This window comes from Mycolicibacterium vaccae NBRC 14118 = CIP 105934, from assembly GCF_001552715.1.
Classification (GTDB): domain Bacteria; phylum Actinomycetota; class Actinomycetes; order Mycobacteriales; family Mycobacteriaceae; genus Mycobacterium; species Mycobacterium vaccae.
The window spans coordinates 1-26,452 of the sequence record NZ_BCRS01000005.1 but is presented as its reverse complement, the minus strand read 5'-3'; the positions used below and the strand labels follow the sequence as shown (position 1 = coordinate 26,452).

The following is a 26,452-nucleotide window of genomic DNA, read 5'->3' as shown; positions in this document are numbered from 1 at the left end:
TCACTGCGACAGATAACCACGTCGGCAACGGTAAGAACGACGGTTTGCGTTACCGGACGCGCTGACGCAGCTCGGACGCCGCGTCGGACGCGGTGTCGTAGACCCGCACGATGGCCTGGTCCCCCGGCTTGAGGAAGGTCGACTCGCCCAGCGGGGTGTACCGGGTGGCGCCGATGCCGATCAGCACGTGCTCGGGGTGCCCGCTGGCCGCCATCAGCGCGCCGACGTCTTCGAGCGGGGTGTCCGGCGAGCTTTTCTGGTTGGCCAGCCGCTCGACGATCCAGTCGAGCAGGACCTCGCCGTAGTACGAGTAGCCGATCAGTGGGCTGTCGACGCCGTAGGCGTGTTCCTCACCGTCACTGCCCAGATGGCAGACCAGGCGCAGCGTGGCCGTCGGACCGTCCGGGGTCAGGTCGCCGATGTCGAAGAACTGTGCGGCCACCCCCTTGGACGCCGGCCCCCAGTTCTTCTTGTGACTGATCTTGGGTGCGCCCGGGCGCCGGATCGAGCAGTCATTGAACGCGCCGAGCGCGAACGGCTCCAACGTCACGACGGTGTCGCCCTGCCACACCACCCGGCAGGCCAGCCCGACCTCCGGCTCGATCTGCAGATTCAGCGGCCCCGAGAACTCCGGGCTCTCCGCAGGCAGCACGACCTCGTCGTTGGACAGCGGGAACTCGCCGAGGAACGTGTCCGATCCCGGCGCGTACCACGGGAAGATCCCCTTCGGCGCCGCTCCCTCGCTCGTCACGTTCACGAAATCAGCGGCCTCACCTGCCTGTTCGAGGTGCCCGGCGAAGTTGCCCGCGACCCCGAAACCGAACCAGTCACGCATCTCGCTCAGTGCGATATCGATCACGTGCAGCAGCGTACGCGCCGCCGGGAATCAGGCCGCAAGGGTGGTTTCGGATGGGCGCCGCGGTGTCTGGGCGACGTCCGGACCGGGTACAGCACCACAGAACGGAAGGAACGGTATGGAGGGCAACAGCGATCAAGCGGACAAGAAGACCGAGGAACCGAACGGCGGCAGGCCCGGCCCCGAGGATCACGGCCGCGAGGGCGGCATGGCCACCCGGGAGATCGCGCCCGAACTCACCGAACCGGACGGCGGCACATCTGCGTGATGTCCGTCGACGTTGACGGGCGCACGCGTGGCAACTCCTCGACCCGCGGTCCGGGAGCCGTTACGCGGTGACCAAGGTGTCTGCGGCGCTGGCCATATGCTCGATTACGGCCGCAGCGGCCTTGTTGCTGTCGCCGGACTCGATGGCATCGATGATGTCGTGATGCCGTTTGGCGTTCATGTTCTTGATGGCCCGGTCGACGCCGGCGAACATGATCGACATCCGGATGCTGCCTTCCAGCGACGTCCATTGGTGGAGCAGAGTGACGTTTCCCGTGAGTTGACACATCGTGCGGTGGAATCGAAGGTCGGCTTCGATGCGGTCTTCGAGGTTGGATGCCGCCCAGCGGTCCATGTCGTCGACTGCGCTGCGCAGAGCCTTGACCGCGTCGGCGCGGTCGGGCTGGGCCGCCAGCTCGCGGGCGGCCAATGACTCGAGTGCGGCGCGCACGTCGAAGATGTCGCGGATCTCCTTGGTGTCGAGGTGCCGGACGGAAAGCCGGCCCCGCGGCCCTGCCGAGATCAGCCCCTCTTGTTGCAGTTGGCGCATCGCCTCCCGCAGGGTGCCCCGGCTGATCTGCAACGCGTCCGACAGCTCGGTCTCCACCAGGTGGGTGCTCGGCTTGATCTGCCCCGAGGTGATCGCCTTTCGCAGCGCGGTCAGCGCTTGCTCACGCAGACTGGTTTTCTCCAGCCGCAACAGCGAGCTCGGTTCGACCGACATGGAGAGCTCCCTTTTGAGTGTCAACACTTGCTTGTCAACAGCCAACCTTACAGTCGGTCCAGCACGGTCGCGACGATTCGCGGCGTGGACAGGCCATAGCGTTCGTGCAGCGTGGGTAGCGCGCCCGCGGCGAGGAATTCGTCGGGCAGCCCGATCGGGGTGATCTGCTTGGCGAGCCCGCGCCGCACCGCCGCCGAGGCCACGGTCTCGAACAGCCCGCCGACCACCGTGTGGTTCTCCAGCGTCACCACGAGACGGTCCGTATCCACCTGCGCCAGGACGGTTTCGGCGTCGAATGGCTTGATGGTGGGCGTGTGGACGACGGCGACGTCGACGTTGTGCGCGCTCAGCTTCTCCGCGGCCTGTAACGCCCGCATGGTCATCAGACCCGACGAAATCAGCACCACGTCGTTGCCTCCGCGCAGCACCTTGGCCTTGCCGAGTTCGAAGGTGTAGTCGTATTCGTCGAGCACGGTCGGCACGTTGCCCCGCAGCAACCGCAGATAGGTCGGTCCGGGGTGCTCGGCCAGCTGGGGCACCGCCTGTTCGATGTCCACCGAATCACACGGGTCGACGATCGTCAGATTCGGCATGCCGCGGAAGATGGCGACGTCCTCGGTAGCTTGATGCGAAGGCCCATAGCCGGTCGTCAACCCGGGAAGACCACCGACGACGTTCACGTTGAGGTTCGGCTCCGCGATGTCGAGGCAGATGAAGTCGTACGCCCGTCGTGCGGCGAACACCGAATACGTGGAGGCGAAAGGCACCAGGCCGGTTTCGGCCATGCCCGCCGCGGCGCCGAACAGCAGCTGCTCGGCCATGCCCATCTGGAAGAAGCGGTCGGGGAACTCCCGCGCGAAGATGTGCATGTCGGTGTACTTGCCCAGGTCCGCGGTCAGCCCGACGATGCGGTCGTCGGCCTGGGCGGCCTTGACCAACGCGTGCCCGAAGGGTGTGGGCGCGGTCTTCTGCCCGGGGTCGGCGAAAGACGCGATCATCGCCGATGTCTTCAGAGGGGCAACGGATGTCATACGAGTGCTCCTTCGTGGCCGGCGGTGAGCTGATCGCGACAGATCTGCCATTCGTCGGCGTCGATGCGCATGAAGTGCGCCTTTTCCCGGTTCTCCAGCATGGGCACGCCGCGACCGACCCGCGTGTCGCACAGGATCACCGACGGGACACCGACGGGTTGCGAGTGCACGTTGTCGAACGCGGCGAGCAGTGCGTCGACGTCGTTGCCGTCGACGCGCTGGACATGCCATCCACATGCCGTCCACTTGTCGGCGACCGGTTCGGTGCGCAGCACGCCGACGGTCGGACCGTCGGCCTGCAGCGCGTTGATGTCGACCATCGCGATCAGATTCCCCAGCTGATGGTGCGAAGCACCCATCGCTGCCTCCCACGTCGACCCCTCGTCGAGTTCGCCGTCGGACAGGAAGTTGATGACCCGTGAGTCCGACCCCTGGTGGCGCAGTCCGAGTGCCATCCCCACCGCAACGGTCAGGCCATGGCCCAGCGATCCGCCGGAGATTTCCATTCCCGGTGTGTAACTTGCCATTACCGACATCGGCAATCGTGATCCGTCGGAGCCGTAGGAGTCGAGTTCGGCCACGTCGACGATGCCTGCTTCGGCCAGCGCGGCATACAGAGCGATGGCGTAATGGCCCGTCGACAGCAGGAACCGATCGCGTTCGGCCCAGTGCGGGTCGTCGGCACGGTAGCGCAGTTGGTCGGCGTAGACGGCGGCCAGCATGTCGGCGGCACCCAGAGCCTGACCGATGTATCCCTGACCCTGCGCCTCGCCCATGTTCAAGGCGTGATGGCGCATGCGATAGGCGGCTTCGCGCACTTTGTCCGTACGCATCAGACGGACACCACCCGCGGATCGGCGGTCTCGGCGGCAGCCTTGTCGGCCAGCCGGCGCTCGCGCGCACCCCAGGTTTCGCGGGTGAGGATCGCGGCGACCAGACCGATGGCCATGTATCCGCTGAACAGCAGGGCCGGCCCCCACCACCCGTAGGCCTCGAACAACAGGGTGGTGATGAAGGGGGTGAATCCTGAAGCGATGGCCGAGATCTGGTAGGCCAGCGAGGCGCCCGAGGACCGGGTGTTCGCGTTGAACAGTTCGGGGAACCACCCGCCCTGGCAGGCGGCGAGCGCGTTCTGGAACACGCAGTAGGCGATGACGAACGTCGCAAGGATCACGATGAACAGCCCCGTGTTCACCATGACGAACATCAGCACGCCGAACGGGATGCCCAGCGCGCACACCCAGAGGTACAGCGGGCGACGCCCGATCCTGTCGGTGAGTTTCGCCCAGCCGAAGGTGGCGAAGATGCCGATGGCGGCGGCAATGCACAACGCACCGATGGTCTCGGACCTGGTCGCCAAGTCGGCACCCTTGAGGTAGGACAGCATGTAGGTGATGGACACGGCATATCCGGCGGTCTCGGCGATGCGAAGGCCGATGCCGCGCAGGATGTTTCGCCAGTCGTTCTTGACCACCTCGACGATCGGCGACTTGACGATGTTGCCCTGTTCCTTGACCTCGTCGAAGACGGGCGACTCCGGGACCTTCGCGCGGATGATCAGGCCGACGATGACGAGGACGATGCTCGCGAGGAACGGCACGCGCCATGCCCAGTCACCGCCGAGGTGGATGCTGACGAAGAACACCAGATTGGCTATCAGCAGGCCGACGGGGAAGCCCGCTTGGACGATGCCGGTGTAGCGGCCCTTCTTCTTCCACGGGGCGTGCTCGTAGCTCATCAGGATTGCGCCGCCCCATTCGGCGCCGAACGCCAGGCCCTGGATGATGCGGACCGACACCAGCAGGATCGGCGCGAGGACACCGACCGTCTCGTAGGTCGGCAACAGGCCGATCGCGAAGGTGGCCAGACCCATGAGGATCAGCGACGCCACCAGGACCGGCTTGCGCCCGACCTTGTCCCCGAGGTGCCCGCCGATGATGCCGCCGAGTGGGCGGGCGACGAACCCGACGCCGAGCGTCGCGAACGACAGCAGGGTGCCGGCGACAGGGCTGGAGTTCGGGAAGAAGGCGGTGCCGAAATACAGCGCGGCGGCAGTGCCGAAACCGATGAAGTCGTACGTCTCGATGACGGCCCCGACACCGGAGCCGACTGCTACGCGTTTGGCGTCCTTGGTGCCGTGCACCGGACCCCGCATCGCCAGAGCGTCATCGCTCATGATGGCCATCCTTTCAATGCCGATCTAGCTGGGCAATCCCCGTCACTGTTGACGGTCAACAGTGGGCTATGTCACTCAGTGTGACCCGAGCCCGCAACCAATGTCAACAGTCAACACAAATCAGCAGTCGCCCGTTGACTGTTAACAGTTGACTGGTTAGTGTGGTTGCCATCACATACCGCACAGGAGATGAGCAGATGCCGAACTACGACAGCCGACTGGGCTGCTCCACGATCAGCTTCCGGCACCAGCCGCTGGCTGAAGCGCTGGCCACCATCTCCGGCCTGGGGTTTTCCGAGATCGACCTGGGAGCTCTGCCCGGGGTGTGCGATCACGTCCCCTACGTCCTCGACATGGCCGCAGTCGAGGACGTGGCGCGCACGGTCATCGCGTCCGGTCTTCAGGTGCGCTCGATCAACGGCGACATCGGCGATCTCAATGTTCCGCTTACCGAGGATGCCCGGGCCGCTCGGCAGGGCCACCTCGACATGCTGGTCGCGCTCGCCGTCGCCACCGACGCGCGTGCGATCGTGCTGCCGTGTGGCGCTCTCGACCGCACCCCGGTGGAAGGCCTCGAGACCGACATCGCGCGGGTCGCCGGTGAACTCGCCTGGGCGGCCGACGTCGCGGCGTCCCGCGACGTGAGTCTGTGGACGGAATCGCTACACCTGCACCGGCTGTGCTGGAACCTCGAACGTGCCCAACTGCTCACCGACCGCCTGGCCGAACAGGTCGGGGTGGTCATGGACTTCAGCCACGTGGTCGCCTCGGGCGGTGACCCGGTCGAGTTCGTCGACCGCTTCGGTCCGCGCATCGAGCACGTCCACATTCGCGACGCGGTGCCGGGCAACATCAACCTGTCCGTGGGCCGCGGCACCGTCGACTTCAGGATCGGGCTGAAGGCACTCGCCGACGCCGGCTTCGCCGGCCACTTCTCACTCGAACTCGAGACCCGCGACGTCACCAACCATCAACGGCCGTCGGCGACCGCTGCGGCAGCCCAACTGATTTCCGCGCTGATCTAGCGCACCTCACCGCCCACCGACCTATCCAAGGAGAACCATGAGCACCACCCGCACCGCCGTCATCACCGGCGCCACCTCCGATCGCGGCATCGGCATGACCGTCGCACAGCGCTATGCGCGTGAAGGGTGGGCCGTCGTCATCCTCGACCTCGACGGTGAGAAGTCGGCGAAGGTCGCCGCCGACATCGGCAACCAGTTCGCCGTCCCGGCGTTCGGCCACTCCGTCGACGTCACCTCCGAGGAATCCGTCACCGCGGCCCACGACGCAGTCGCCGCCGAGGTTGCCACCGGCAATCTGCCCCCGGTGGGTGCGCTGGCGAACATCGCGGGCATCACCTCGCCCGTGCCGTTCCTCGAAACCACCCTGGAGCTCTGGAACAAGGTGATGGCCGTCAACGCCACCGGCACCTACCTCGTCACCAAAGCCTTCCTGCCCGACATGATCGAGCACGGCTTCGGCCGCATCGTGAACATGTCGTCGGTGTCCGCCCAACGTGGCGGCGGCGTCTTCGGCAAGGTCCCCTACTCGTCGGCCAAGGCCGCCATCCTCGGATTCACCAAAGCCCTTGCCCGCGAGATCGCCGACACCGGTGTCACGGTCAACGCCGTCACACCCGGCGCGGTCGACACCAACATCCGTGTCGGCGCGACCGACGAGTCCGAAGCGGCTCTGGCCGCGGGCATTCCGATCGGTCGCGTCGCCACCACCGAGGAGGTCGCCGCCGTCATCACGTTCCTGTCGAGCCAGGACGCCAGTTATCTCACCGGGACCACTGTTGATATCAACGGCGGCAGTCACATTCACTAATGGACCTTCGGCGAGGACATCCGGCCGGTGCTCACCGAGCCGGACCGCGAGGGCTGACGGTCAGCGGCGCCGCAGCCAGATCAGCAGACCGACCGCGACCACGGACAGCAGCACCCCGACCGGCACCGCCGGACGGGCTTTCACCGACTCCTTGGCCTCGGTCACGGTCTGCTGAGCCCGCCCCTTGACGTCGAGTTTGTTCGAGAGGGCCCCGACGGTCTCGCCGAGTTCCGCGCGGGTCTTCTCGATGTCGGCCTGTAATTCGTCGATGCCGGCGTCCGGCCCGGGCTCGGGTCGCTGGTCAGGTCCTGCTGCCATGGCGAGCCCCCTTGATCTCATCGATGTCGGTCTTGACGCTGTCCACAGTCTCCGCCGCGGGCACCGGGACCTGCTCGGCCTGTTTCTTGCCGACCAGCGCGGCGATCCCGGCGGCAACGAACAGCACCACGGCCACGATCACCGCCGACAGCCACACCGGAAGTACCAGCGACAGGGCGGCGACTGCCGCCGCGATCAGCGTCGCCAGGCCGAGCAGTGCGAGCACACCCGCCGCACCGGCCAGACCTGCGCCGATGCCGGCATGTTTGGCCGACTCCTGCAACTCCTTCTGGGCCAGCCGCAACTCGTCCCGCACCAGACGGGAGGTCTGCTGCGACAGCTCGGTGATCAACTCACCCGTCGACGCCTGCGTCCTGGGTTCGGTCATGATCAGCCCTGGTAGTCCGGGGTGCAGTTGACCTCGACGATCATCGTGTTCGACGCGTCCCCGGCCTTCGTCACGCTGGCGACGTCGCACCCCTCGAGGGTTCCCTGGTCGTTGCCGCGCACGATCACACTGTGGCCCTCGGACTGCAGCTGGGCGATCGTGTCGGTGGCACTCTGCGGCTGCGGGGCCTCTTCGTCCTCGTCGGGCTGGGCGAACGCGGCGCCGGCGCACAGCACCGCAGCAGCCAGTGCCGACGTCGCCGCCAACGCCGGGTAGGCCACCGCCTTCATGTGCACAGATGACTTCACATGCATGGGTTCACTCCTGTCTTGCCGGCCTTACTGTTCGGCCTGGTCATAGCTGCAGTCGACGTAGACGGTCGCGCCGCTGGGCTGTTGCTCACCGGCCCTGGCGACCTGGGAGACCTTGCAGAACCCCAGGGGAATGTCGTCGTTGCCGAACACCTGGACCTGGTAGCCCTGGGCCTGCAGCTGTGCCACGGCCTCCGCGGCGTTCTCCGAGAGCTGGTCGTTGTCGTTGGGCTGAGCGAACGCCGCGCCGGCGAGGACCATCGCTGCGGAGATCGCCCCCGCCGCACCGGCCGACACGGTGATGAAGAGACGGTTCATCGGGATACCTCTTCCTGCCAGAGCGCAGTCCCACAACAACCACGTTGCCGGCCCTGTGTCTGCTCCGTGCCGCTCGGGTTCCCGTGGCCGGGAGTTCGCAAACGCCGGCAGACGCCACCGTCCGCGGGTTACCGACATCGAGCACCGCCGAGGCGATGCTCAGTTCTTTTCCGACCACCGGAAGACGGCGAGGCAGCCGATCAGGCCACCGATGCTCCACGCCGCCAGCACCAGGAAGATCCGCCATAGCTCCCAGCTGCCGGCCGGCTCGAAAACGACCATCTCCGCCGGCAGCAGCACCGACCGGAACCCCTGAGCCATCCACTTGACCGGGAAGACGGAGCCGATGACCAACATCCACGTCGGCAAGACCATGAGTGGAACGTAGGTCCCCGAAACGAACTGCAAGGCAACAGACGGACCGTTGGTGAGGACCGCCGCCGAAACCGCGTTGCTGGCAAGGTTACTGATGAAGATGCCCAGCAGGGAGCAGCTGACGATGCCCAGCATCGCCACCCACACGAGGGTGAACCATCCGAAGACGTCTGTCGGTAGGCGCAGGCCGAAGAAGAAGACGCCGACCATCAGGAGAAGTACGGCCTCGGCGAAGCTGACGACGGCCACCAGCATGATCTTGCCGATGAAGTACGACGACGCGGTCGTGGGCGTCCCGTGAAGCCGCCGCAGCGCGCCGGTGTCGCGGTCGGCGGCGATACTGATGCCGAGGTTGATGAAAGACGCCGACAAGATGCCGTAGGCGAGCATGCTCGCTGCGATCACCGCGCCGGTGCTGGTCTCGCTGTTGGGCAGCTTCGCCGAGAAGATCGACCCCAGCAGCAGGCAGATCAACGCGGGCATCGAGAACGTCAGCGCCACCTGTTCCGGCCGGCGATAGAACATCTTCAATTCGGGGATCACCCGGGAGAATCCGATGCGCACCGCCGATGGGAGCCGCGGCCCCTGATCCGGGACGCGGCGGCGTACCACGGTGGCCCGTTCGGTGTGTTCGATGGCCATCACGCCGCGCCGATCAACTGTAGGTAGGCGTCTTCCAGGGTGGGTCGACTGATCGTCAGTTGAGCCAATTCGGCGCCGTCCGCGCTACGCCGCCTGACCAACGCGGTGGGGTGATCCGTCTGCTCGACGTGCACCTCGTCGCCTTCCACCCATCGGACCGTCGCCGCCGAACTCACGTGCTCGGTCAACTTCGACGGTGAGTCCACGGCCACCACCCTGCCGCCCGCGATGACCGCGACGCGATCTGCCAGCGCCGCCGCCTCTTCGAGATAATGGGTGGTCAGCAGAACGGTGGTGCCGTCGGCCGCCAAGAGTTTGATGAGGTCCCAGAACTGGCGCCTGGCCTCCGGGTCGAAACCCGTCGTCGGCTCGTCCAGGAACAACAGTTCCGGCATGCCGATGATGCCGAGAGCGACGTCGAGGCGTCGACGCTGGCCGCCGGAGAGGTTCCTCACCCGGGTTCCGGCGACGGCGTCCAGACCCACCAGTTCCAGCACTTCGGCTGGGATCCGGGCTGCGGCATAACAACTCGTGAACATCCGGACGGTCTCGGACACTGTCAGCATCCCGGCGTCACTGACTTCCTGCAGCACGATGCCGATCCTGGCCCGCCAGTTCCGGCCCGCGGTGCCGGGATCTTCGCCCAGCACCCGGACGAAACCCGAGTCGCGGGTTCGGTTGCCCTCCATGATCTCGATGGTCGTCGTTTTGCCCGCACCATTCGGACCGAGGATGGCGAAGATCTCGCCGTATCCGACGTCGAGATCCAGCTCTCGCACGGCCGGCCGTTGCCCGTAGGCCTTGGACAGGCCCCGAACGTGCACAGCGGTCGAGGCGCTCGGTGAGGCGTTCACGAATGCGGCTCTCCTGCCTCGCTTTCGACGGCACCGCCCTCGAGTTCGGCCAAGAGTCGCCGCAGGTCGGCCTCTGACAACTCGTTGAGCAGTTGGTCGACGTCGCCGGTCTCCTCGGCAGGTTCCGACGCCTCGGCGGTGGCTCCCGTGGCGGAGGGGACCTCGCCGTGGATGGCTTCGAGTTCGGCGAGTATCCGAACGGCCAGCGCATTGACGCTGACTCCCTTGAGGATCTCGAGGACCGGCAGATCGATCGAGAACGTCGTGTTGATCCTGACCCGGAAGTCCATGGCCATCATCGAGTCCAAGCCGATGTCGTCGAGCACGGCGTCGGGGTCGATATCGGTCACCGCGCAATCGAATACGGCGGCCACAAGGTGCTGGACGTGGTCGGCGACCACCTCGAGGCGCCCGGATACGGGTGTCGCTGCCAGTACCTCGACGATCGAGCGGCCCGGCTCCGTGCTCAGCGCGGACGCCTCGGGCGAGTCGAGCGCGGCGAACATGGCCGGCAGCCGTCCGCCGAGGAGTTGGCGGGCCCGGCCCCAGTCTGCGCTGATCGCGACGACGTTGGGGGTCTGCTGGTTGATCAGCCGGTCGAGGATCGCGGCTCCCGCCGAAGGCGTGATCAGGTCGATTCCGCGCATCGCGTACACGTCCTCCAGGTGCAGGTCCTCGACCATGCCCACCGACCACGGTCCCCACCCGATGGTCAGAGCCGGCAACCCCTGCGCCCGGCGGTGGTGCGCGAAGGCGTCGAGGAAGGCGTTGGCGGCGGCGTAGTTGCCCTGCCCGGGCGACGCGATCACCGACCCCGCAGAACCGAACATCACGAAGAAGTCCAGATCGTGGTCGGCGAAGGCGTCGTGCAACACGCGGGTGCCGGTGATCTTGGGGGCGAGCACTTTGGTGAAGTCGTCTTCGCTGACGTTGACGAGGAGTTGGTCGTGGACCGATCCCGCCGCGTGGATGAGCCCGCGCACCGGTCGGCCACCGTGTCGGGCGTGGTCGTTCAGCCAGGCAGTGACCTGCTCGACGTCGGTGATGTCGACACTGGCGGTACGGACTCGGGCCCCGAGGCGTTCGATCGCTCGGATCGTCTGGACGGTCGTGAAGTGCGGGTCGCCGTCGGTCATTGCCGGCCACTGCTCCCTGCGTGGGATCTGGCTTCGGTTCAACAGCGTGATGTGACGTGCCCCGCGCTCGGCGAGATACGTCGCCACCGTCTTGCCGAGTGCGCCCGTTCCGCCGGTGACGACGTAGGTCGCGTCGGCGACGAGCTTGGTGGGAAAGGCCCGGGTGAGGCTCGTGCTGGGGCGCAACCGCGGGACGAGCGTCTGTTGGCCGCGGATCGCGATCTGGTCCTCGGACCCGTCGCCGAGGATGTGCGCGCAGATGCGCGCCGCGGTCTCGGGGACGCCGTCCGCGCTGTCGATGTCGATCAGCCCGCCCCAGCGGTCTACGAACTCCTGGTGGCCGATCACCCGGCCGAGACCCCAGACGGTCGCCTGATCAGGCGCCAGCGACTCGGTGCCGAGTGCCGGTTGTGCGTTGTCGGTGATCAGGAAAAGCCGCGGTGTGACGGTGTCGTGGTGGGCGAGGGACTTGGCCAGGCGCAGAATCGTGAGTACACCCACCTGGTGGTCCGGGTCGGCAGCGGCGAGGTCCATCGGCCAGCAGTCCACGACGCCTGCAAGGTCGCCCTGTCTCGCGAGGTGGTCGTCGATCAGCCGGCTCACTTGCTCGGGGCGCCGGGCGTTGATGACGTATCCGCCGTCGGCCTCGCTGAGCGCGTCGACGTCCCGGTGCGTCACCGTCCACACACGGTGGCCGGCGCGCCGCAGTCGCTCAGCGATGCCGGCACCGACGCCCCGGTCGTCGGCGAAGACGAGCCACGACGACGGGCCGGCCTCCTGCGGCTCCCGATCCGATTCGAGCTTCGGCTCCCACTGAAGTTCGTAGAGTCCCTTGTCGATTCGTTCCGGCGCCATGCGCGCCGAGGCACCCAGCGATCGCACCGTGAAGCCCTCGAAAAGGGCCAGCTGCTTCCCATGACGGTCGGTGATCGTGATGTCGCTCTCGATCTCCTCTGCGGTGGCCGACACGACGCGCAGGTGCACGGTCATATCGACTTCGGGTGCGCCGTAGACCGCGCTGTGCCGGATACGCGTGGGCAGGTAGGGGCTCTCATCGGCATTGCGGCCGAGTATCGGTGCGCCGAAAAGGGTTTGGAACGCGCCGTCGACAAGCGCCGGATGGAACCGGTACGCGTCGAGATCATCGCCGACCGGCGCCGGGACAGCCAACGCGGCCGACACCCAGCCCTCCCCGGCGGTCACTGCGGTGATGGACCGGAACGCGTCACCGTAGTCGAACCCGATGGCGCGGGTGATGGCGTAGAAGTCCTCGCCGCTGATCGGTGCGCCGTCCGGCGCGGCCGGTGAACGATGCCGGTTTGCAGGGGCTTTCGGGCGCGTGTTGAGTTCGGCGGTCGCCGTGATCGTCCACTTCAGTTCGCCGCCCGCTGTCGCGGTGAAGGCGGCGAACTCGAGCGTGCCCGTGCTCTCGTCGAGGGTGGTCCGGAGAATGGGATCGCATGTCTCGTCGAGGATGAGGGCGCGGTGCAGAACGAGATGGTCGACGCCGAGGTCGACGCCATAGGTCTGTTGTGCGACCGCCAGTGCCATCTCGACGTACACCGCCCCGGGGACGACGACGCTGCCCTGGACCCGGTGATCGGCCAGGAACGGCAGCAGGCCGGTGCTCAACTCGACTTCCCAGGTCGGATGCACGCCGCTGACCGGCTGCCCGAGGAGTGGGTGCACCGGCTTGTAGTGCAGCGCCTCCGTGGCTTCCCGGGTCTCGTTCCAGAAGCGCTTGGTCTGCCACGGGTACGCGGGCAGCTTGAGCAATTCCCCGCGAGGATGCACAGCGTCCCAGGCGATGTCGTGGCCGTTGGTGTGCAGCGCGCCGACACAGTTCAGGAACGTCCGCACATCCTCGTCGTGGCGTCGCTGGGTCGCCAGCACGACGGCCTTCTCGGTCCCGGCGATCTCGAAGATCGACGCAGCCAGTACGGGGTGCGGACCGAGTTCGACGAAGTGGGTGTATCCGTCGTCGAGCATGCGACGCAGCGCCGGTTCGAACAACACGGTGGCGCGGGTGTTCTGCCACCAGTAGGCGGCGCCCGCGGCATACTCGTCCAGCTGTTCACCGGTCACCGTCGAATACAGCGGGATCGCAGCGGGTTTGGAGGTGAGCCCGTCCAGCGCGGTGTGGAGGTCGTCTTTGATCGCCTCCATGTAGTGGGTGTGGTACGGCACTTTCCCGGACAGATACCGGTTGAAGATCTCCGCCTCGTCCAACCGGCCGGCGACGTCGTCCAGCACGTCACCGTCGCCGGCGATGGTCACCGCCGATGTGCTGTTGACCGCCGCGACGGACAGTCGCCGCCCGAACTCCGCGCGGGTCTTCTCGTCGAGGGCCCGCAGCAGCGAATCGGCGCCGAGGCCGACGGCGAGCATGCGTCCCTGTCCGCTGGTGCGCTGCTGCAGTCGACTGCGGTGGTAGATCACCTCGACCGCTTGCTCGAAGGTGAGCAGGCCGGCGAGATGGTGGGCGGCCACTTCCCCGGCGCTGTGCCCGATCACGGCGTCGGGTTCGATTCCGAATTCGGCCAGTTGCGCGGCCAGCGCGATCTGGATGGCGAAGTTCGCGGGCTGTGCCACCTCGGTTTCGCCCATGCGCGAATCGGTCTCGTCGCGGCGGAGTTCGTCGAGCAGGGACCAGTCCGCGTACCGGGACAACTCGCGGTCGGTGCGGGCGATGCTTTCGGTGAACGCGGGAAGGACGTCGAGCATCCCGCGACACATCTTCCACCACTGCGGGCCCATTCCCGTGCAGACGAACGCCAACTTCGGCGCGGTCGCGGAGGTGCGGACCGATGAGATCTGCCCCACCTCGGCGATCGCCTGAAGTTGTTCGCGCGCTTCGGCGATACTGCCCACGATCAGGGTGTGGCGGTGGCTCAGGTGGGCGCGGCGCCGCGAGAGCGTGTACGCCAGATCGGGCAGCGTGACGTCCGGATGCGCTTCCAGGTGCTCGGCCAACTGGCGGACGGTCGCCACCAGCGCTTCCTCGCTGCGCGCTGAGATCGGCAGGAGAGTCAGCGGCATGGACTGGGCCGCAATCGGATCAGGGGCGTCGACCTCGATTGGCGGCTCGGCGAGCACCACGTGGGCGTTGGTACCGCCGAAGCCGAACGAGTTCACCCCGGCGATGCGCCGGTCGGTGCTCGGGAACGGGCGGCCGGTTCGGGGTACCTCGATCTTGAGGTCGTCGAAACTCACTTGGCTGGTCGGGTTTTCGAGGTGCAGGTGGGCGGGGATGTAGCCCCGCTGGAGCACCAACGCCGTCTTGATCAGCCCGGCCACCCCCGCGCCCGCCTCGAGGTGGCCGATGTTGGTCTTGACCGATCCGATCACCAGTGGTTCGGCGGGCGTCCGGTCCGATGTCAGGGCGGCGGCGAGTGCGCGCATCTCGACGGGGTCGCCGACCGGCGTTCCGGTGCCGTGCGCTTCGACGTACCCGACGTCGCCTGCGTGGACGCCGGCGCCTCGCAGCGCGGAGGTGATCGCCGCAGCCTGCGCCTCCGCCCGGGGCACGGTGATGCCGTCGGTGCGGCCGTCCTGTGACACCGCTGTTCCGAGGATCTGCGCGTAGACCCGGTCGCCGTCGCGTACTGCCTGTTCGAGCGGTTTGATGACGACGACCGCGCCGCCTTCGCCGCGCGCGTAGCCGTCGGCGGACTCGTCGAAGGCCTTGGAGCGGCCGTCAGGACTGAGGAATCCGCTCTTCGACTCGGCGATGGCCGTGTTCGGCCCGATCATGATGTTCACGCCGCCGGCGAGGGCGAGAGCGCTTTCGCCGTTCCAGATACTCTGGGCGGCCAGGTGCACCGCGACCAGGGAGCTCGAGCACGCCGTGTCGACGGTCATGCTGGGTCCGCGGAAATCGAAGGCGAACGAGATCCGGTTCGCCAACATCGTCATCATCATCCCGGCGGCCGAATGGGTCTTGAACTGATAGCGGCTGGCGCGGCCCTGGTTCTGCAGCAGCTGGTAGTCGAGGGTGAAGCCGCCGATGAACACCCCGACGTCCTCGCCGGCCAAGCCGTCCGCGGGAATGCCACCGTCCTCCAGTGCCTCCCAGGTGGCCTGCAACATCAGCCGCTGCTGTGGGTCGATCGAGTGTGCCTCGCGCGGGGAGATGCCGAAGAACTGGGGATCGAACTGATCGATGTCGGCGAGGAACCCCCCTCGGCGGGTGACCATCTTGCCGACCTTCGCCGGGTTCGGGTCGTGGAATCTGTCGGCGTTCCACCGTGTCTCGGGAACGACGGAGGTGGCGTCGGTCGAACTGCACAGCAGGTGCCAGAAGCCGTCGGCGGAGTTGACGCCGCCGGGAAGGCGACACCCGATCCCGACGATCGCCAACGCCGGGTGCCTGGGTCGTTCCGAAGGCATCCTCATGCTTGCCCGTCGCGGTCTGTCGTGAAACACGCGGTCATCGCGATCCCTTCGTCGGCGTTGTGCGCGGCCACTGGTACTTCGTAGCCGCTACGGCCGGGGATGGGTGCCGGGCCGTTCAGCCCGGCCGGAGCTCAGGGACGGCGGTCAGGATCCAGTCCCGGCTGATCGGCGTGACCGCCTGCTCGCGGCGGTACACGGCCCGGAGTTCTCGCAGCAGCGGGTCCCGCTGCCACGCCTGCACCTGCGCCACGACGTCGTCGTCGTCGAACATCGCGGACTTGTCCGTCACGACGGTGTCGACCAGCTGACCGGCGACCTGACGGAGCAACAGGGCGTTGGCGTCGAACTGCTCGGCGAAGTCGGGAGCGGTGCCCATCATGGCCGTGTGCAGGGTCACCATGAAGTTCAGCGGCGAGTACAGGTCGACGAACGGCACGGGCGAGTCGGCGTCCTCCACCGCCGCCCACTCCCGCAGGAAACGCTGAACGCGATTGCTGAGTTCGATGAGGCCGTTGAGGTGGGGCACGACCGCGGGATCGTCGGCGACGCTGACGAACCGGCCGTTGCGGTACAACAGGCCGATGAAGCCCCAGTAGAAGGCGACGTCCCAGATGATCTTGGCCGCCATGACCTTCGGCGTGCCCATCACGGTGTACTGGTCCTGATACACCGCCAGCCACATGTCGGCCAGCGAGCGGAAGAGGGAGTCGCTGATCGCGCCCCTCGCGACGACGTCTTCGCCGTCGAGGTCGCGGACCACCATGTCGGTGATGAGTCCGTTGCCGATCGCGACCAGGTCCAGACCCGACGAATACAGCGGGTCCAGGAACACCCCCGCGTCACCGGTGAGGCACCAGCGCGCCCGGCTGTCGAACACCTTCGTCGCGGCGTGGCTGTAGTGCTTCATGACCCGGAAATCTCTGATCAGGTCGTCGTGCTTCGCCAATTCCTCGGCACACTGTGGTTCGTGCTCGCGCAGCCACGCTTTCGCCTTGTCCAACGTGTTGTAGTCGTCGAACGCGTGGCTGGCGGGATCGGCGACGATGCCGACGCTGGTCGCCCCCGAGGCGAGCCGGATCAGCCACACCCAGTAGCCCTGGCCCATCAGGTGGTTCGTCGACAACGCGCGATCGCCCTCGACCAGGCGGGTGCGCCAATCCGCGTCGTCGCTCCACTGACCGACGTCGAGTTCGGTCGCCACGCGCAACCAGACGGCGTTGCAGTGATGCTCGGTGGCCCGCCGCAGATTCAGCTGCCGGGGTAGCACGCGGTTGCGGCCCGAGGCGTCGACCACCCAGCGCGTGGTCGTCCGTGTGGTCGCGTCATCGCTCTGCACGGTCACCGTGTGCGCTTGACGATCTGCGCCGAATTCGACGGACCGGACGCGGCCACAGGCGATTTCCACGCCTGCGGATAGGCAGCGCCGGTACAGTTCGTTCTCGAGCCTGCCCCGGTCGATCTGGTAGGTCACCTGCGGGACGAAGCGGGAACTCCCCAGCTCCATCCGCCGGGCGATATCGGTGTTCCCGTCGTTCGTGAAGAACATCCGCAGGCCCATCTTGCGGATCTGGGCGCTGCTCAGGTGGTCGCCCAGGCCGAGCCGCTCGCGCAGGTAGTGCGCGGAGACCTCGACGGTCGACTCACCGACCGTGTGGGTGACTTCGGGGACCGGGTGCGCGTTCGGTTCGACGACCAGGATTCGCGTCGCGGGGCGGGCGGTGCGCACCTCCAGCGCGAGCGTCAGCGCCGCGGCGCCGCCGCCGATGATGACCACGTCGTGATCCGCGACCGGCGCATCGTCGTTCGCGAGCCGGCTTCGGATCCGTCGGGCAAGAGCCTCCCGGGCTTCGGGGTCCAGCTGCGACAACTGTGTCCGGACGTTCACGCGTTACCTCCCTCGGCCGCGGGATCCGGGAGGTACCCCGGTACCGGCGACGCTATAGAGCGAAATCGGGCCGACGCCGTCGGCGACCCGGCCGTCAGAAAGTTGTCAGCGCCCTGCGAGATGGCTGTTTTCACGTCGCACCTCCTCAGCGGTTGTGGGCTTCGGCCGGTGCCGGCCGTGGGCGAATTCGAATACCGGTGTGGCCATCAGAGTGGTGATGATGGCCACCAGCACCAGGATGGTGAAGAGCGTCGGGGTGATGATCCCGGCCTCGAGACCGATGTTCAGCAGGATGAGTTCGATCAATCCGCGGGCATTCATCAACGAACCCAGGGCGACCGCCTCGCGGAGAGGCACCTTGCGAAGGCGCGCGGCCAGTGTGCAGGCGATGCCCTTCCCGGCGATCGCGACCACGAGTATCCCCAGGGTCACCGCCCACAGCGTGGGGGTGTTCACCAAGCCGATCTCTGTGTTCACCCCCGAGTACACGAAGAACAGCGGCAACAGCAAGGTGGTCGTCAGCGGCTCCAGGCTGGCCGTGACGCGTTGGGCGAAGACGCCGGAAGGCATGGCCACGCCGAGGATGAATGCACCGAATATCGCGTAGATGCCGATGAGATCGGTGAACCACGCACACGCCATGAGCAGAATGAGGACAACGCTGAGCATCGAGGGTGTGACGGTGTTGCGGCGTTCCGCCATCGCGCCGAGCACGCCGAGCGCTTTCCGTCCGGCGGTCAGCACCAGCAGCGTGTAGAGCACGCCGCCGACGATCGCCACGAGGGCGATGGCGGCGCTGCCCTGGTGGATGGCCAGCACCGTGGCCAGAATGCACCACGAGATCGCATCGTCGGTCGCGCCGCACGCCAGCGCGAGGGTGCCCAACGTCGTGCCGGACAGGCCCGTCTCGAAGATGATCCGGGCGAGCATCGGAAACGCCGTGATCGCGATCGACGCGCCGAGGAACAACATCGCCATCAGCGGTGTGACGCCGTCCTCGAAGTAGCCGCCGGCACCCAGCAGCGGTAGCGCGACGAACCCGCCGAGAACGAGCGGCGTGAAGATGCCGGCCGCCGATACCGCGGCCGCGGTCCCTGCCCGGTGCTTGATGAGGTCGACGTCGAAGCTCAGCCCGACGAGGAACATGTAGAGCACGAGGCCGATCTGCGCCGTGGTGTACAGCACGACATTCGACACCCCCGGAGGGAACAGGTAGTCCTGAACGCCGGGCGCGATCCGCCCGAGCAGGGACGGTCCCAGGACGACGCCGGCGACCATCTCGCCGACGACCTGCGGTTGCCCCAGTCGCTGCGCCAGCAGCCCGACCACACGGCAGGCCGCAAGGATGACGACCAGCGCGAGGAAGAACTGGATGGCGGTGTCTGCCGGCATGTCAGTTCTTCGTGACCGTGCTGCGGGCGGATTGGTTCAGGATCCCCCCTTGTTTCCTGTGGCGTCCGGCGAGTCCGTTCGACACGGCGCCGTCGCGCACGTATTGCCCCGAGTCGGCGGGTTCAATCAGCTGGTGACCGCCGTGTCCGACCGCGTCGTCGCGGCCGGATGTGTCGGGGGGTCGGTGCCCTCGGTTGCGGGGTGGACGTCGGCCCCAGGAGCGTGCTCAACGGCACCGCGAACAGCAACCGGGCCAGCGTCGTGTCATCGGGGGCGAGGTCCTGATAGACGGTGACGATGCCGGCCGCTGCGGCCACCAGAACCAACTGCCGATACCGCCGCGATGACGGGCGTCAGCGGGACGGCGGTGACGCCCGGAATCCACACGGCAGCAGGTACCTGCCTGGAAGCGGCGATGCGTGGAGGGATGATTCGCTGCACCGACAGACGCCAAGAACCTCGATGGCCCGCTTCGCTGCGGCTGCGGTGGCAGCCGGAGTGCATGGCGTGTTGTCCTATCAGCTCATCCCTCGCCGCGACGGAACAGGAGCACTGAACCTCTTCGGGCGTAAGCCGCGCCGGTCGACCCGCGAGCGGAGGCTACGGGCGCCCTGTTGGCAACCATGGCGACGGTCGCGCTGATGACCTGCGAGCGACGACCAGTTCCGCACTGCGCTTCCAACAGAGACGTTATCGGGCAGACCAAGGAGATCCTCATCAATCACTGCAGGATTGACTCCGACACTGCCTTCGTGATGCTCAAGGACTATCGAAGAACGGCAACACCCCCCTTGCGAGTCGCCGCGCAGAAGATCATCGCCGCCTTACGAGAGCGGGTGCGGGGCACTCGGCTGGGGGAAGAGCAATTTTCTACTCCGTGCTGCGGGCGGCATCAACGTGTCGCCGGGGCACAACCGCCTACGGCAGCAAAAAGTGTTGTTGGGCGGATGGCGCTCACCGGATACGGCGCTGGGCGCGCCTTCGATTGGTGATCGCTCGGTCACCAACGAAAGCGATGTCGAGCCAGCCTTCGCGCGCTACTTCCCATGCCAGACCGTCCGGATCGGTGGCAGTCATGTCGCCGTCCGTGTCGATCTCAAGCGTTGAGCCGGCCACGCATACATGGCGCAGGTCATTGGCCAGCCGAACAACAAACGCATCGGTCTCGACAGTGAAGCAAGGCGCGGTCACAGCTATGGCTCCGATCAAATTCGACGGATGATCTCTCACCTAGAAGGCGGACAGACATGGAATACCGACCAGTGTGATCCCTGAGCCCGTGCAGATGTCCTCCAACGAGACTACGTGCCGGTGCACTTGGAGCGCTGCTGCAAGCGGTCCAGCATTTCCCGGACCACGTCGCGCACTTTCATGTTGCGCCTCTGGGATTCACTCACGAGCCTGCCGAATGCCTCATCCGGATCGCAGCCGTGCAACGCCATGGGCGCGCCTTTGGCCATGTCGATGTCGGATCGAGAGATCAGCGCAACAATCCCTGGCTGGGACACCTTTTCCCGTCGGCGAAGGTGTCGCAGGTCGACACATTCGTGCGCAGCTGACCGGCGGTCTGGACATGAGGGCGCCCGCACCGCGGGCGCCCTCATGTGTCAGTGGCCGCTCGTCAGTCGACCGGCGCGACCCGGATCAAGGGACTGCCCCCAGTTTGGTTGACTCCTGACCTGTGAGGATTCGTCCTTGCTGGAAGGATCAATCTCGTGCCGACACCGTTTCCTGCCGAGTTCCGAGCCGATGTCATCGCTGTGGCCCGCAAGGGCGAGGCGCCGTTGCGCCAGATCGCGCAAAGACTTCGGCATCTCGGACGCATGCCTGCATCGCTGGCTCAAGATCGCTGACCGTGAGGATGGTCGCGGCCAACCCGCCTCACCGGCCGCCGACGACATGGCCGCTCAGCTGCGCGAAGCACACAAGCGGATCAAACTCCTCGAGCAGGAAGCTGAGGTGATGCGGCGTGCGGTCGGCTATCTCTCGCGGGACGCCAACCCAAAATGACGCTTCTATGGGTGATGTCAAGCCATGGTGGCCTGGAGTTGCCGGAACATTGAGCGGCAGACGTAGCGCTTGAGGTTGCGCCGGATCTCTCGGTTCGTTTTGCCGGTGGCCAGTCCTCGGCGTAGGTAGTCCCGCCTCGCTGGGTCGAAGCTCATGCGGGTTCGGACGATGATGTCGATGGCGCGGTTGAGTTGTCGGTCGCCGGATCGATTGAGGCGGTGTCGTGTGATGTTCCCTGATGATGCGGGCAGGGGTGCGATGCCACCGAGGGCGGCGAATGCGGCTTCTAAGCGGACCCGTCCGTGGTGGGAGTAGACGCAGATCAGAATTGCGGCGGTGACCGGTCCAACCCCTGGCGCCTTTTGGAGGCCGGGAGCCAGACGCTCAGCGAGCTCGGCGAGCTGGGTGTGATTGTCTCAGAGTTGGCGGGGCTGCTCGACGACGGCGATTGCCAGCCGTTTCGCTTCGGCGCGGGCGGTGAGATGGACTGCGTTGGCGCATTTCATGTTTCGCCATGCTGCTATGACCACGATCTGCTTGTCAGTTAAGGGTGAGCGGGCATCGATGCCGAAGTCGACCGTACGGCGCAGCGCGGTCAGCTTCGTTGCGGTTGGCGGTGCGTTGGTGGTCAATGAGTGAGCGTGCACTCAAGAGCACACGCAGGGCCGCGCGGTCGCCGGCGTCGCGTGGTTGGGGCACTCGCGAGCATTCCTTGCCCAGCACCCAGCGGCCGGCGGCCTCGGCGTCGAGGGGATCGGATTTCCCGGCGTTGGCATGTGCGGATCGCGGTTGTGGGCGCACGTCGCCGATGGGTATGCCTCGGGCTGCCAGCGCCGCGGCAAGGGTCGCGCCGTAGGAGGAGGTGCCTTCGACGGCGGCGAAGACGGTGCCAGAAGTGCGGCGCGTGACCCAAGTCAACGCCCGGTTGATTCCTGCCGCTGACGCAGGGAAGGTCGCCGTGTCGATCACTGCTCCCGTCTTGGCGCGCAACACGCAATAGGTGTGTGTTCGCGCGTGGGTGTCCACTCCGACAATGTGGTCGTAGGTGTCCGCGATGATTGCCATTGAGAGTTCTCCAACTCTGTTGGGTATTACCTTTCTGGATGGCGCCGATGAATGTTGTTCGCGCAGAGACACATCTGTAATGAGTCACACCACCACTGGTGGCGGCGGACAAGCTTCTGATTAAGCCATCTGTGCGGACAGTGTCGACGCCGGCTCCTCTCGCGGACAGGTCATTTTGAAGACACCGCACTTCGCGGGTCGGATATACCCGGAGTCACACGAGCCGAGCCAAGCGTCAACACTGCCAGCCGGCCTCGGGCCAGCCGCCACTATTACAGATGTACCCGCAGGTCCTCGACCTTGCCGACGACGGGATTCCCGTCACGGTGACTTGCCGGGTCCTGGGATTCTCCACCCAGGCGTTCTACAAATGGCGCAAAGCACCCCTGTCACAGCGTGATTGGGACGATGCCCACCTCATCAACGCCGCCCGCGACATCCACGCCGATGACCCCGCCTTCGGCTACCGGTTCATCGCTGATGAACTTCCCGGTCGCGGCATCACCGCCGGCGAGAACCGTGTCGCACGGCTGTGCTCCCGGGAGCGGATCTGGTCGATCTTCGCCAAAAAGCGGGGACTGAACCGTCGATCCGGCCCACCGGTGCATGACGACCTCGTGCAACGTCAGTTCAGCGCCCAGGCTGCCGACCAAGTCTGGCTGGCCGACATCACCGAGCACCGCACCGACGAAGGCAAGCTCTACCTCTGCGCCATCAAAGCCGTCTACTCCAACAGGATCGTGGGCTACTCCATCGACTCCCGAATGAAGTCCATTGGCCGTGGCTGCCCTGGATCACGCCGTGGCGCTGCGCTCACCGGTCGCGGCTATCGTTCACTCCGACAGGGGTAGTCAATTTCGATCCCGAAAGTTCGTCCACGCACTGTCGCGCAACGAGTTACACGGATCGATGGGCCGCGTCGGTGCATGCGGAGACAATGCCGCCATGGGGTCGTTCTTCGCCCTTCTGCAACGCAACGTACTCGACCGCAGGCGCAGGTCCACCCGAGCCGAACTACGCCTGGCAATCGTGTCGTGGATCGAGCGGACCTACCACCGACGCCGGCGCCAACGCGCCCTTGGCAGGCTCACCCCGGTAGAGTTCGAACTGCTCCACACACCGGTCGCAACCGCGGCCTGAAATTCACACCCCGCGAGTCAACTGAACCCGGGGCAGTCCCTACACAGCCAGATAGCGCTGCCGCGAACCCGCGCTACGAAAACCCGACTTATCAGGCACCGCCCACCTTGTCCCCTCCGGCCCGGCTCGGCGCGATGAGTACCGACTAGTCGGATCACAGCTGGCACTCCGGCGATTCTCTTCACTGGCTGATGGAGAATCCGCCGTCTACTGCGAGCACCTGGTTCGTGATGGGACGCGCCGCAGGTGACGCGAAAAACAATACGGCAGCGCCAATTTCGTCTGGGGATTGGAAGCCGAAGGGTGTCTTGCGCGTCGCAGGGCCGTCGCTGGCCGGGCCTTTGGCGTTGATTGCGCCTGGGGTGATGACCGCACCGGGAAGGATCGTGTTGACCGTGATTGCGTGCTCGGCCAGTTCGAACGCGGATGCGAGGCTCAGCGCGACCAGCGCTCCCTTGGACGATGCGTAGGAAGTGAGGCCTTTGATCAGGCCCCCACGCAGCGCGTTTGAGGCAATGTTCACGATCCTGCCGCCCAATCCGGCCGCCACCATCACCCGCGCCGTTTCGCGTGTCATCAGGAAAGCGCCGCGCGCGTTGACGGCATGGATGCGATCCCATTCTGAGGCGGATGCCTCCAAGAGAGGTTCACGGTCCTGCAGCGCTGCGTTGTTCACCAATAACCACGGCGGGCCGAAGGTTCGGTTGATATGCGCGCACGCTTCAACGATCGACGTCTCGTCGGCGAGGTCCACAGCGACCGCGACGGCGCGGTGTCCTGCGGCGGTGATGGCGGCAGCTTGGCGCCCGGCTTCGCTGTGGTCACGGGCGGCAAGAACTACCGTTGCGCCGGCTGAGGCGAGCACTCGGGCAATCCCTAGGCCGATGCCGGCGGCCGCACCGGTGACGATCGCGATCTTTCCGGAGAGGCCGAACAGGTCGTCGAGGCCTTCTGGCATTGATGATGCTTCCGTTTCTGCCGGTGGGAGTTGGTGGGCCGACATCAGAGGCGCTCGTTGAGCCGCAAGGCTGGGTGGACCCAGTTAGGCGAGCGCCGCTCCTTGAAGGCCGCCAAGCCTTCGATCGACTCAGGTGCGCCGAGGCTGGCCTGCATGCCAATGCGGTCGTACAGGCCGATGTAGTTGTCCAGGCTCGATTTGATGGTCCCGCGTGCGTGCGGCGCGGTCCGACAGCACCGGGCCAGCACCGCCCGCGCCGCGTCGGGCAGGTCGTCGTGCGGGACGACACGGGCAATCAGGCCCCAGTCCAGCGCCTCCTGGGCCGACAGGGTGCGGCCGGTGAACATCAGGTCCCGGGTTCGGACCGGTCCGATGAGTTTGGCCAGCATGTGGCTGTAATAGGTGTCAGCGATCCCGCGGTACAGCTCGGGCACCCGGAACTTCGCTCGGCCGCTGACCACGGCCATATCGGCGCACAGGGCAATCTGCATGCCGCCGCCCTGACAGAGGCCGTTGACCGCGGCCACGACGGGTTTGGCCGACTGGCGCAACGTGTCGAACGGGAGTGCATCCATGCCCTGTGCGGAACCGAACGTCAACCAGTTGTCTTCGCCGCCACCTCCCATGTCGCCACCGGTCGCGAAAACTTCGGCGGTGCCGGTGATGATCAGGCCTGCGAGGTCCGGATCGGACGCCACGTGGTTGACCGCGTACTTGATGCCGAAGTACATCGCCGGCGTCATCGCATTGCGCGCCTCGGGCCGGTCGAGCGTGCACACGCCGAAGGTGCCCCCTCGCTCGAACCGCAAGAACTTCGTGCCCAGCCAATCCCCCTCCGGAGGCTTCGGGTCTTGTTTTCTGGCAATCGATTCGGTCATCGCGACATCTTGGCGAGGATGGTGTCGGCGAACCGTTCGATGGGTGCGCGATAGCGGTCGGCGGTCAACTTGAACCCGTCGTGAGACCCGGACGCGACATCGTCGGCCATTGCCCACGGGCTACACATCACCGCCGTCACTCCGATGTCCTCGGCCCGTCGGAACATGTCCGCCGAGGGCACGTCGCGTAGAGTGAGCATGATCTCGAACGGCTCGTCGCTGCGCCCGTAGGTGCGCCGAAGTGTGTTGAGGGTGGTGACCTTGTCTTCGGCGTCCTCCCAGGTGTAGGCGTTGCCCACCCAGCCGTCGCACAGCCGCGCTGCGCGACGCAACGCCGCTTCGGATTCGCCACCGCACATGATCGGTACCGGCTTCGCCGGATGTGGCTCCAGCATCAATTCCGGTATCTGGTAGTGCTTTCCGCTCCATGCCACCCAGCCTCCGCGCCATAGTTCGGGTAGCGCCACGATCATCTCGTCGAGTCGTTTGCCACGGGTAGCGAAGTCTTGCCCCATCAGCTCGAATTCTTCGCGCATCCATCCGGCTCCGACGGTGAGGGCCACTCTGTCGCCGGAGATGACCGCCGCGGTCGCTACCTGCTTGGCGACCTCCAGTAGGGGACGGGCCGGGGCGATGTAGACAGCATTGGTGAACTTGATCGCAGTGGTCACCGCGGCCATTGCACCGATGAGGACCCAGGAGTCGGGCCAGGCTGTCTCGGGTGTCCATATCGGCTTTCCTGTGGGGGACGGATACGGCGAGTACAGGTTCCGCGGGTAGATCATGTGGTCGGAAACGACTATCCCGTCGAAGCCGGCCTCGTCGAGCATGCGTGCTATAGGTACGGCTTCGGCGGTCTGCATGAACGCGGTGCCGGTCCAGATCTGCATCAACGTCCTGACGTTGGCGGATTGACGTCGGGGCGGTTGATAAACCACACGTTGTCCTCGCGCAGATGTCGGCTACGCCAGCCCACATCCGTGCGCACCAGATCATGCAAGTAGTAACCGCCGCAGGAACTCTGCTCGACCATGCCCGGCAACAGCATCGGGTTGTAGAACATCGCTCGCGCCCGCGCAGTGTCACCCGGCCCCTCGTCGAATTCGATTTCGATGTTGGTGATGTAGTGCATGGTCCACGGGATTGCGGTGAAGGCCTGATTGAACATCTCGGCGATCTGGTCGCGCGAGCCGACCGGGATTCCCGCCGAGGAGTAGTCGAGGACGGCATCGTCGGTGAACACTGAGCGGTACAGGTTCCAATCTTTGGTGTCGACGGCGCGTGCGTACCTGTTGAGTAGCGCCCTGATTTCGAGTTGATCGCTGAGGCGCTGCGCATCCATCACTGCCGGTTGAGTCATGACGCCGCCGTATCGGGCATACCGATCGTTTTCGCGTCCAGGTACTCCTTGTAGCCCTCTTCGCCGTTGCGGTAGCCCAGCCCGCTCTGCTTGGTCCCGCCGAACGGGCTGTTGATGCCGAAGTGGCTCTTGCCGTTGAA

24 protein-coding genes and 3 pseudogenes are annotated in these 26,452 nt (G+C 66.1%); 5 read left to right on the top strand and 22 right to left on the bottom strand.

The features are described 5' to 3' along the window. Positions 1-49: 49 nt before the first annotated feature. Positions 50-859, bottom strand: coding sequence for a DUF5718 family protein (locus MVA01S_RS01895; RefSeq protein WP_003933684.1), 810 nt, complete (start codon positions 857-859; stop codon positions 50-52). A gap of 115 nt (positions 860-974) precedes the next feature. Between MVA01S_RS01895 and MVA01S_RS31440 the strand changes: the two genes are divergently transcribed. Further along, positions 975-1,124, top strand: a complete 150-nt coding sequence (locus tag MVA01S_RS31440; RefSeq protein ID WP_003933685.1) for a hypothetical protein — start codon at positions 975-977, stop codon at positions 1,122-1,124. A gap of 60 nt (positions 1,125-1,184) precedes the next feature. Here MVA01S_RS31440 and MVA01S_RS01890 read toward each other — a convergent pair whose 3' ends face one another. The 4 genes from MVA01S_RS01890 to MVA01S_RS01875 are packed head-to-tail and all read right to left on the bottom strand — an operon-like array spanning position 1,185 to position 5,054. Continuing rightward, positions 1,185-1,847, bottom strand: coding sequence for a GntR family transcriptional regulator (locus MVA01S_RS01890; protein WP_003933686.1), 663 nt, complete (start codon positions 1,845-1,847; stop codon positions 1,185-1,187). Between the two features lie 47 nt (positions 1,848-1,894). After that, positions 1,895-2,878 (bottom strand): transketolase family protein, encoded by a 984-nt coding sequence (locus MVA01S_RS01885; RefSeq protein WP_040543158.1) that lies wholly within the window; start codon positions 2,876-2,878, stop codon positions 1,895-1,897. Further along, complete coding sequence (locus MVA01S_RS01880; protein WP_060941534.1) at positions 2,875-3,711, bottom strand: transketolase; 837 nt, start codon at positions 3,709-3,711, stop codon at positions 2,875-2,877. The genes MVA01S_RS01885 and MVA01S_RS01880 overlap by 4 nt, the downstream gene beginning before the upstream one ends. Continuing rightward, entirely contained in the window at positions 3,711-5,054 is a 1,344-nt protein-coding gene (locus tag MVA01S_RS01875) for an MFS transporter (protein ID WP_040543173.1), read from the bottom strand. Before MVA01S_RS01875 ends, MVA01S_RS01880 begins: the two co-directional genes overlap by 1 nt. A gap of 197 nt (positions 5,055-5,251) precedes the next feature. Between MVA01S_RS01875 and MVA01S_RS01870 the strand changes: the two genes are divergently transcribed. Both MVA01S_RS01870 and MVA01S_RS01865 read left to right on the top strand, forming a co-directional pair. Further along, positions 5,252-6,079: a sugar phosphate isomerase/epimerase family protein gene (locus MVA01S_RS01870; RefSeq protein WP_003933690.1), complete on the top strand. Its 828-nt coding sequence runs from the start codon at positions 5,252-5,254 to the stop codon at positions 6,077-6,079. Between the two features lie 37 nt (positions 6,080-6,116). After that, positions 6,117-6,887 (top strand): SDR family NAD(P)-dependent oxidoreductase, encoded by a 771-nt coding sequence (locus tag MVA01S_RS01865; RefSeq protein ID WP_003933691.1) that lies wholly within the window; start codon positions 6,117-6,119, stop codon positions 6,885-6,887. Positions 6,888-6,947: 60 nt separating this feature from the next. Here the strand turns inward: MVA01S_RS01865 and MVA01S_RS01860 are convergent, their stop codons facing one another. The 11 genes from MVA01S_RS01860 to MVA01S_RS01810 form a co-directional block, all read right to left on the bottom strand. Beyond that, on the bottom strand, positions 6,948-7,205 hold the full coding sequence (locus tag MVA01S_RS01860; protein ID WP_003933692.1) for a DUF3618 domain-containing protein: 258 nt from the start codon (positions 7,203-7,205) through the stop codon (positions 6,948-6,950). Continuing rightward, positions 7,189-7,593, bottom strand: coding sequence for a phage holin family protein (locus MVA01S_RS01855; RefSeq protein WP_003933693.1), 405 nt, complete (start codon positions 7,591-7,593; stop codon positions 7,189-7,191). Before MVA01S_RS01855 ends, MVA01S_RS01860 begins: the two co-directional genes overlap by 17 nt. Positions 7,594-7,595: 2 nt before the next feature. Next, entirely contained in the window at positions 7,596-7,907 is a 312-nt protein-coding gene (locus tag MVA01S_RS01850; protein ID WP_144033084.1) for a hypothetical protein, read from the bottom strand. 24 nt (positions 7,908-7,931) lie between these two features. Beyond that, positions 7,932-8,222, bottom strand: a complete 291-nt coding sequence (locus MVA01S_RS01845; protein WP_003933695.1) for a PepSY domain-containing protein — start codon at positions 8,220-8,222, stop codon at positions 7,932-7,934. 159 nt (positions 8,223-8,381) lie between these two features. Further along, a complete protein-coding gene (locus MVA01S_RS01840; RefSeq protein ID WP_040543159.1) occupies positions 8,382-9,239 on the bottom strand; it encodes an ABC transporter permease in 858 nt (285 codons plus the stop codon). Next, a complete protein-coding gene (locus tag MVA01S_RS01835; protein WP_003933697.1) occupies positions 9,239-10,093 on the bottom strand; it encodes an ABC transporter ATP-binding protein in 855 nt (284 codons plus the stop codon). Before MVA01S_RS01835 ends, MVA01S_RS01840 begins: the two co-directional genes overlap by 1 nt. Next, entirely contained in the window at positions 10,090-15,618 is a 5,529-nt protein-coding gene (locus tag MVA01S_RS01830) for a type I polyketide synthase (RefSeq protein WP_040543175.1), read from the bottom strand. The genes MVA01S_RS01835 and MVA01S_RS01830 overlap by 4 nt, the downstream gene beginning before the upstream one ends. Before the next feature lie 121 nt (positions 15,619-15,739). Then, entirely contained in the window at positions 15,740-17,509 is a 1,770-nt protein-coding gene (locus MVA01S_RS01825; protein WP_003933699.1) for an NAD(P)/FAD-dependent oxidoreductase, read from the bottom strand. 105 nt (positions 17,510-17,614) lie between these two features. Then, entirely contained in the window at positions 17,615-18,901 is a 1,287-nt protein-coding gene (locus tag MVA01S_RS01820) for a cation:proton antiporter (RefSeq protein ID WP_003933700.1), read from the bottom strand. A gap of 954 nt (positions 18,902-19,855) precedes the next feature. Then, complete coding sequence (locus tag MVA01S_RS01815) at positions 19,856-20,092, bottom strand: hypothetical protein (protein WP_040543161.1); 237 nt, start codon at positions 20,090-20,092, stop codon at positions 19,856-19,858. Between the two features lie 110 nt (positions 20,093-20,202). After that, complete coding sequence (locus tag MVA01S_RS01810) at positions 20,203-20,505, bottom strand: ANTAR domain-containing protein (protein WP_081529194.1); 303 nt, start codon at positions 20,503-20,505, stop codon at positions 20,203-20,205. A 111-nt stretch (positions 20,506-20,616) separates the two neighbouring features. On the opposite strand from MVA01S_RS01810, the pseudogene MVA01S_RS01805 reads away from it, so the two are divergent. Beyond that, positions 20,617-20,908, top strand: a pseudogene (locus MVA01S_RS01805) (transposase); the annotation flags it as partial. Between the two features lie 20 nt (positions 20,909-20,928). Here MVA01S_RS01805 and MVA01S_RS30165 read toward each other — a convergent pair. Beyond that, positions 20,929-21,976, bottom strand: a pseudogene (locus tag MVA01S_RS30165) (IS110 family RNA-guided transposase). Between the two features lie 278 nt (positions 21,977-22,254). Here MVA01S_RS30165 and MVA01S_RS01795 point away from each other — a divergent pair. After that, a pseudogene (locus tag MVA01S_RS01795) lies at positions 22,255-23,116 on the top strand (IS3 family transposase); the annotation flags it as partial. A 181-nt stretch (positions 23,117-23,297) separates the two neighbouring features. Here the strand turns inward: MVA01S_RS01795 and MVA01S_RS01790 are convergent. The 5 genes from MVA01S_RS01790 to MVA01S_RS30740 all read right to left on the bottom strand — a co-directional run. Continuing rightward, entirely contained in the window at positions 23,298-24,074 is a 777-nt protein-coding gene (locus tag MVA01S_RS01790; RefSeq protein ID WP_003933707.1) for an SDR family NAD(P)-dependent oxidoreductase, read from the bottom strand. A 44-nt stretch (positions 24,075-24,118) separates the two neighbouring features. Beyond that, on the bottom strand, positions 24,119-24,952 hold the full coding sequence (locus tag MVA01S_RS01785) for an enoyl-CoA hydratase/isomerase family protein (protein WP_003933708.1): 834 nt from the start codon (positions 24,950-24,952) through the stop codon (positions 24,119-24,121). Then, positions 24,949-25,842: a TIGR03619 family F420-dependent LLM class oxidoreductase gene (locus MVA01S_RS01780; protein WP_003933709.1), complete on the bottom strand. Its 894-nt coding sequence runs from the start codon at positions 25,840-25,842 to the stop codon at positions 24,949-24,951. The genes MVA01S_RS01785 and MVA01S_RS01780 overlap by 4 nt, the downstream gene beginning before the upstream one ends. Next, positions 25,842-26,294 carry a nuclear transport factor 2 family protein gene (locus MVA01S_RS01775; RefSeq protein WP_003933710.1) on the bottom strand — a complete coding sequence of 151 codons (453 nt, stop codon included), beginning with the start codon at positions 26,292-26,294 and terminating at the stop codon, positions 25,842-25,844. The genes MVA01S_RS01780 and MVA01S_RS01775 overlap by 1 nt, the downstream gene beginning before the upstream one ends. 14 nt (positions 26,295-26,308) lie before the next feature. Next, positions 26,309-26,452: aldehyde dehydrogenase family protein (locus MVA01S_RS30740; protein ID WP_159426297.1), on the bottom strand; the 144-nt coding region annotated here is incomplete at its 5' end.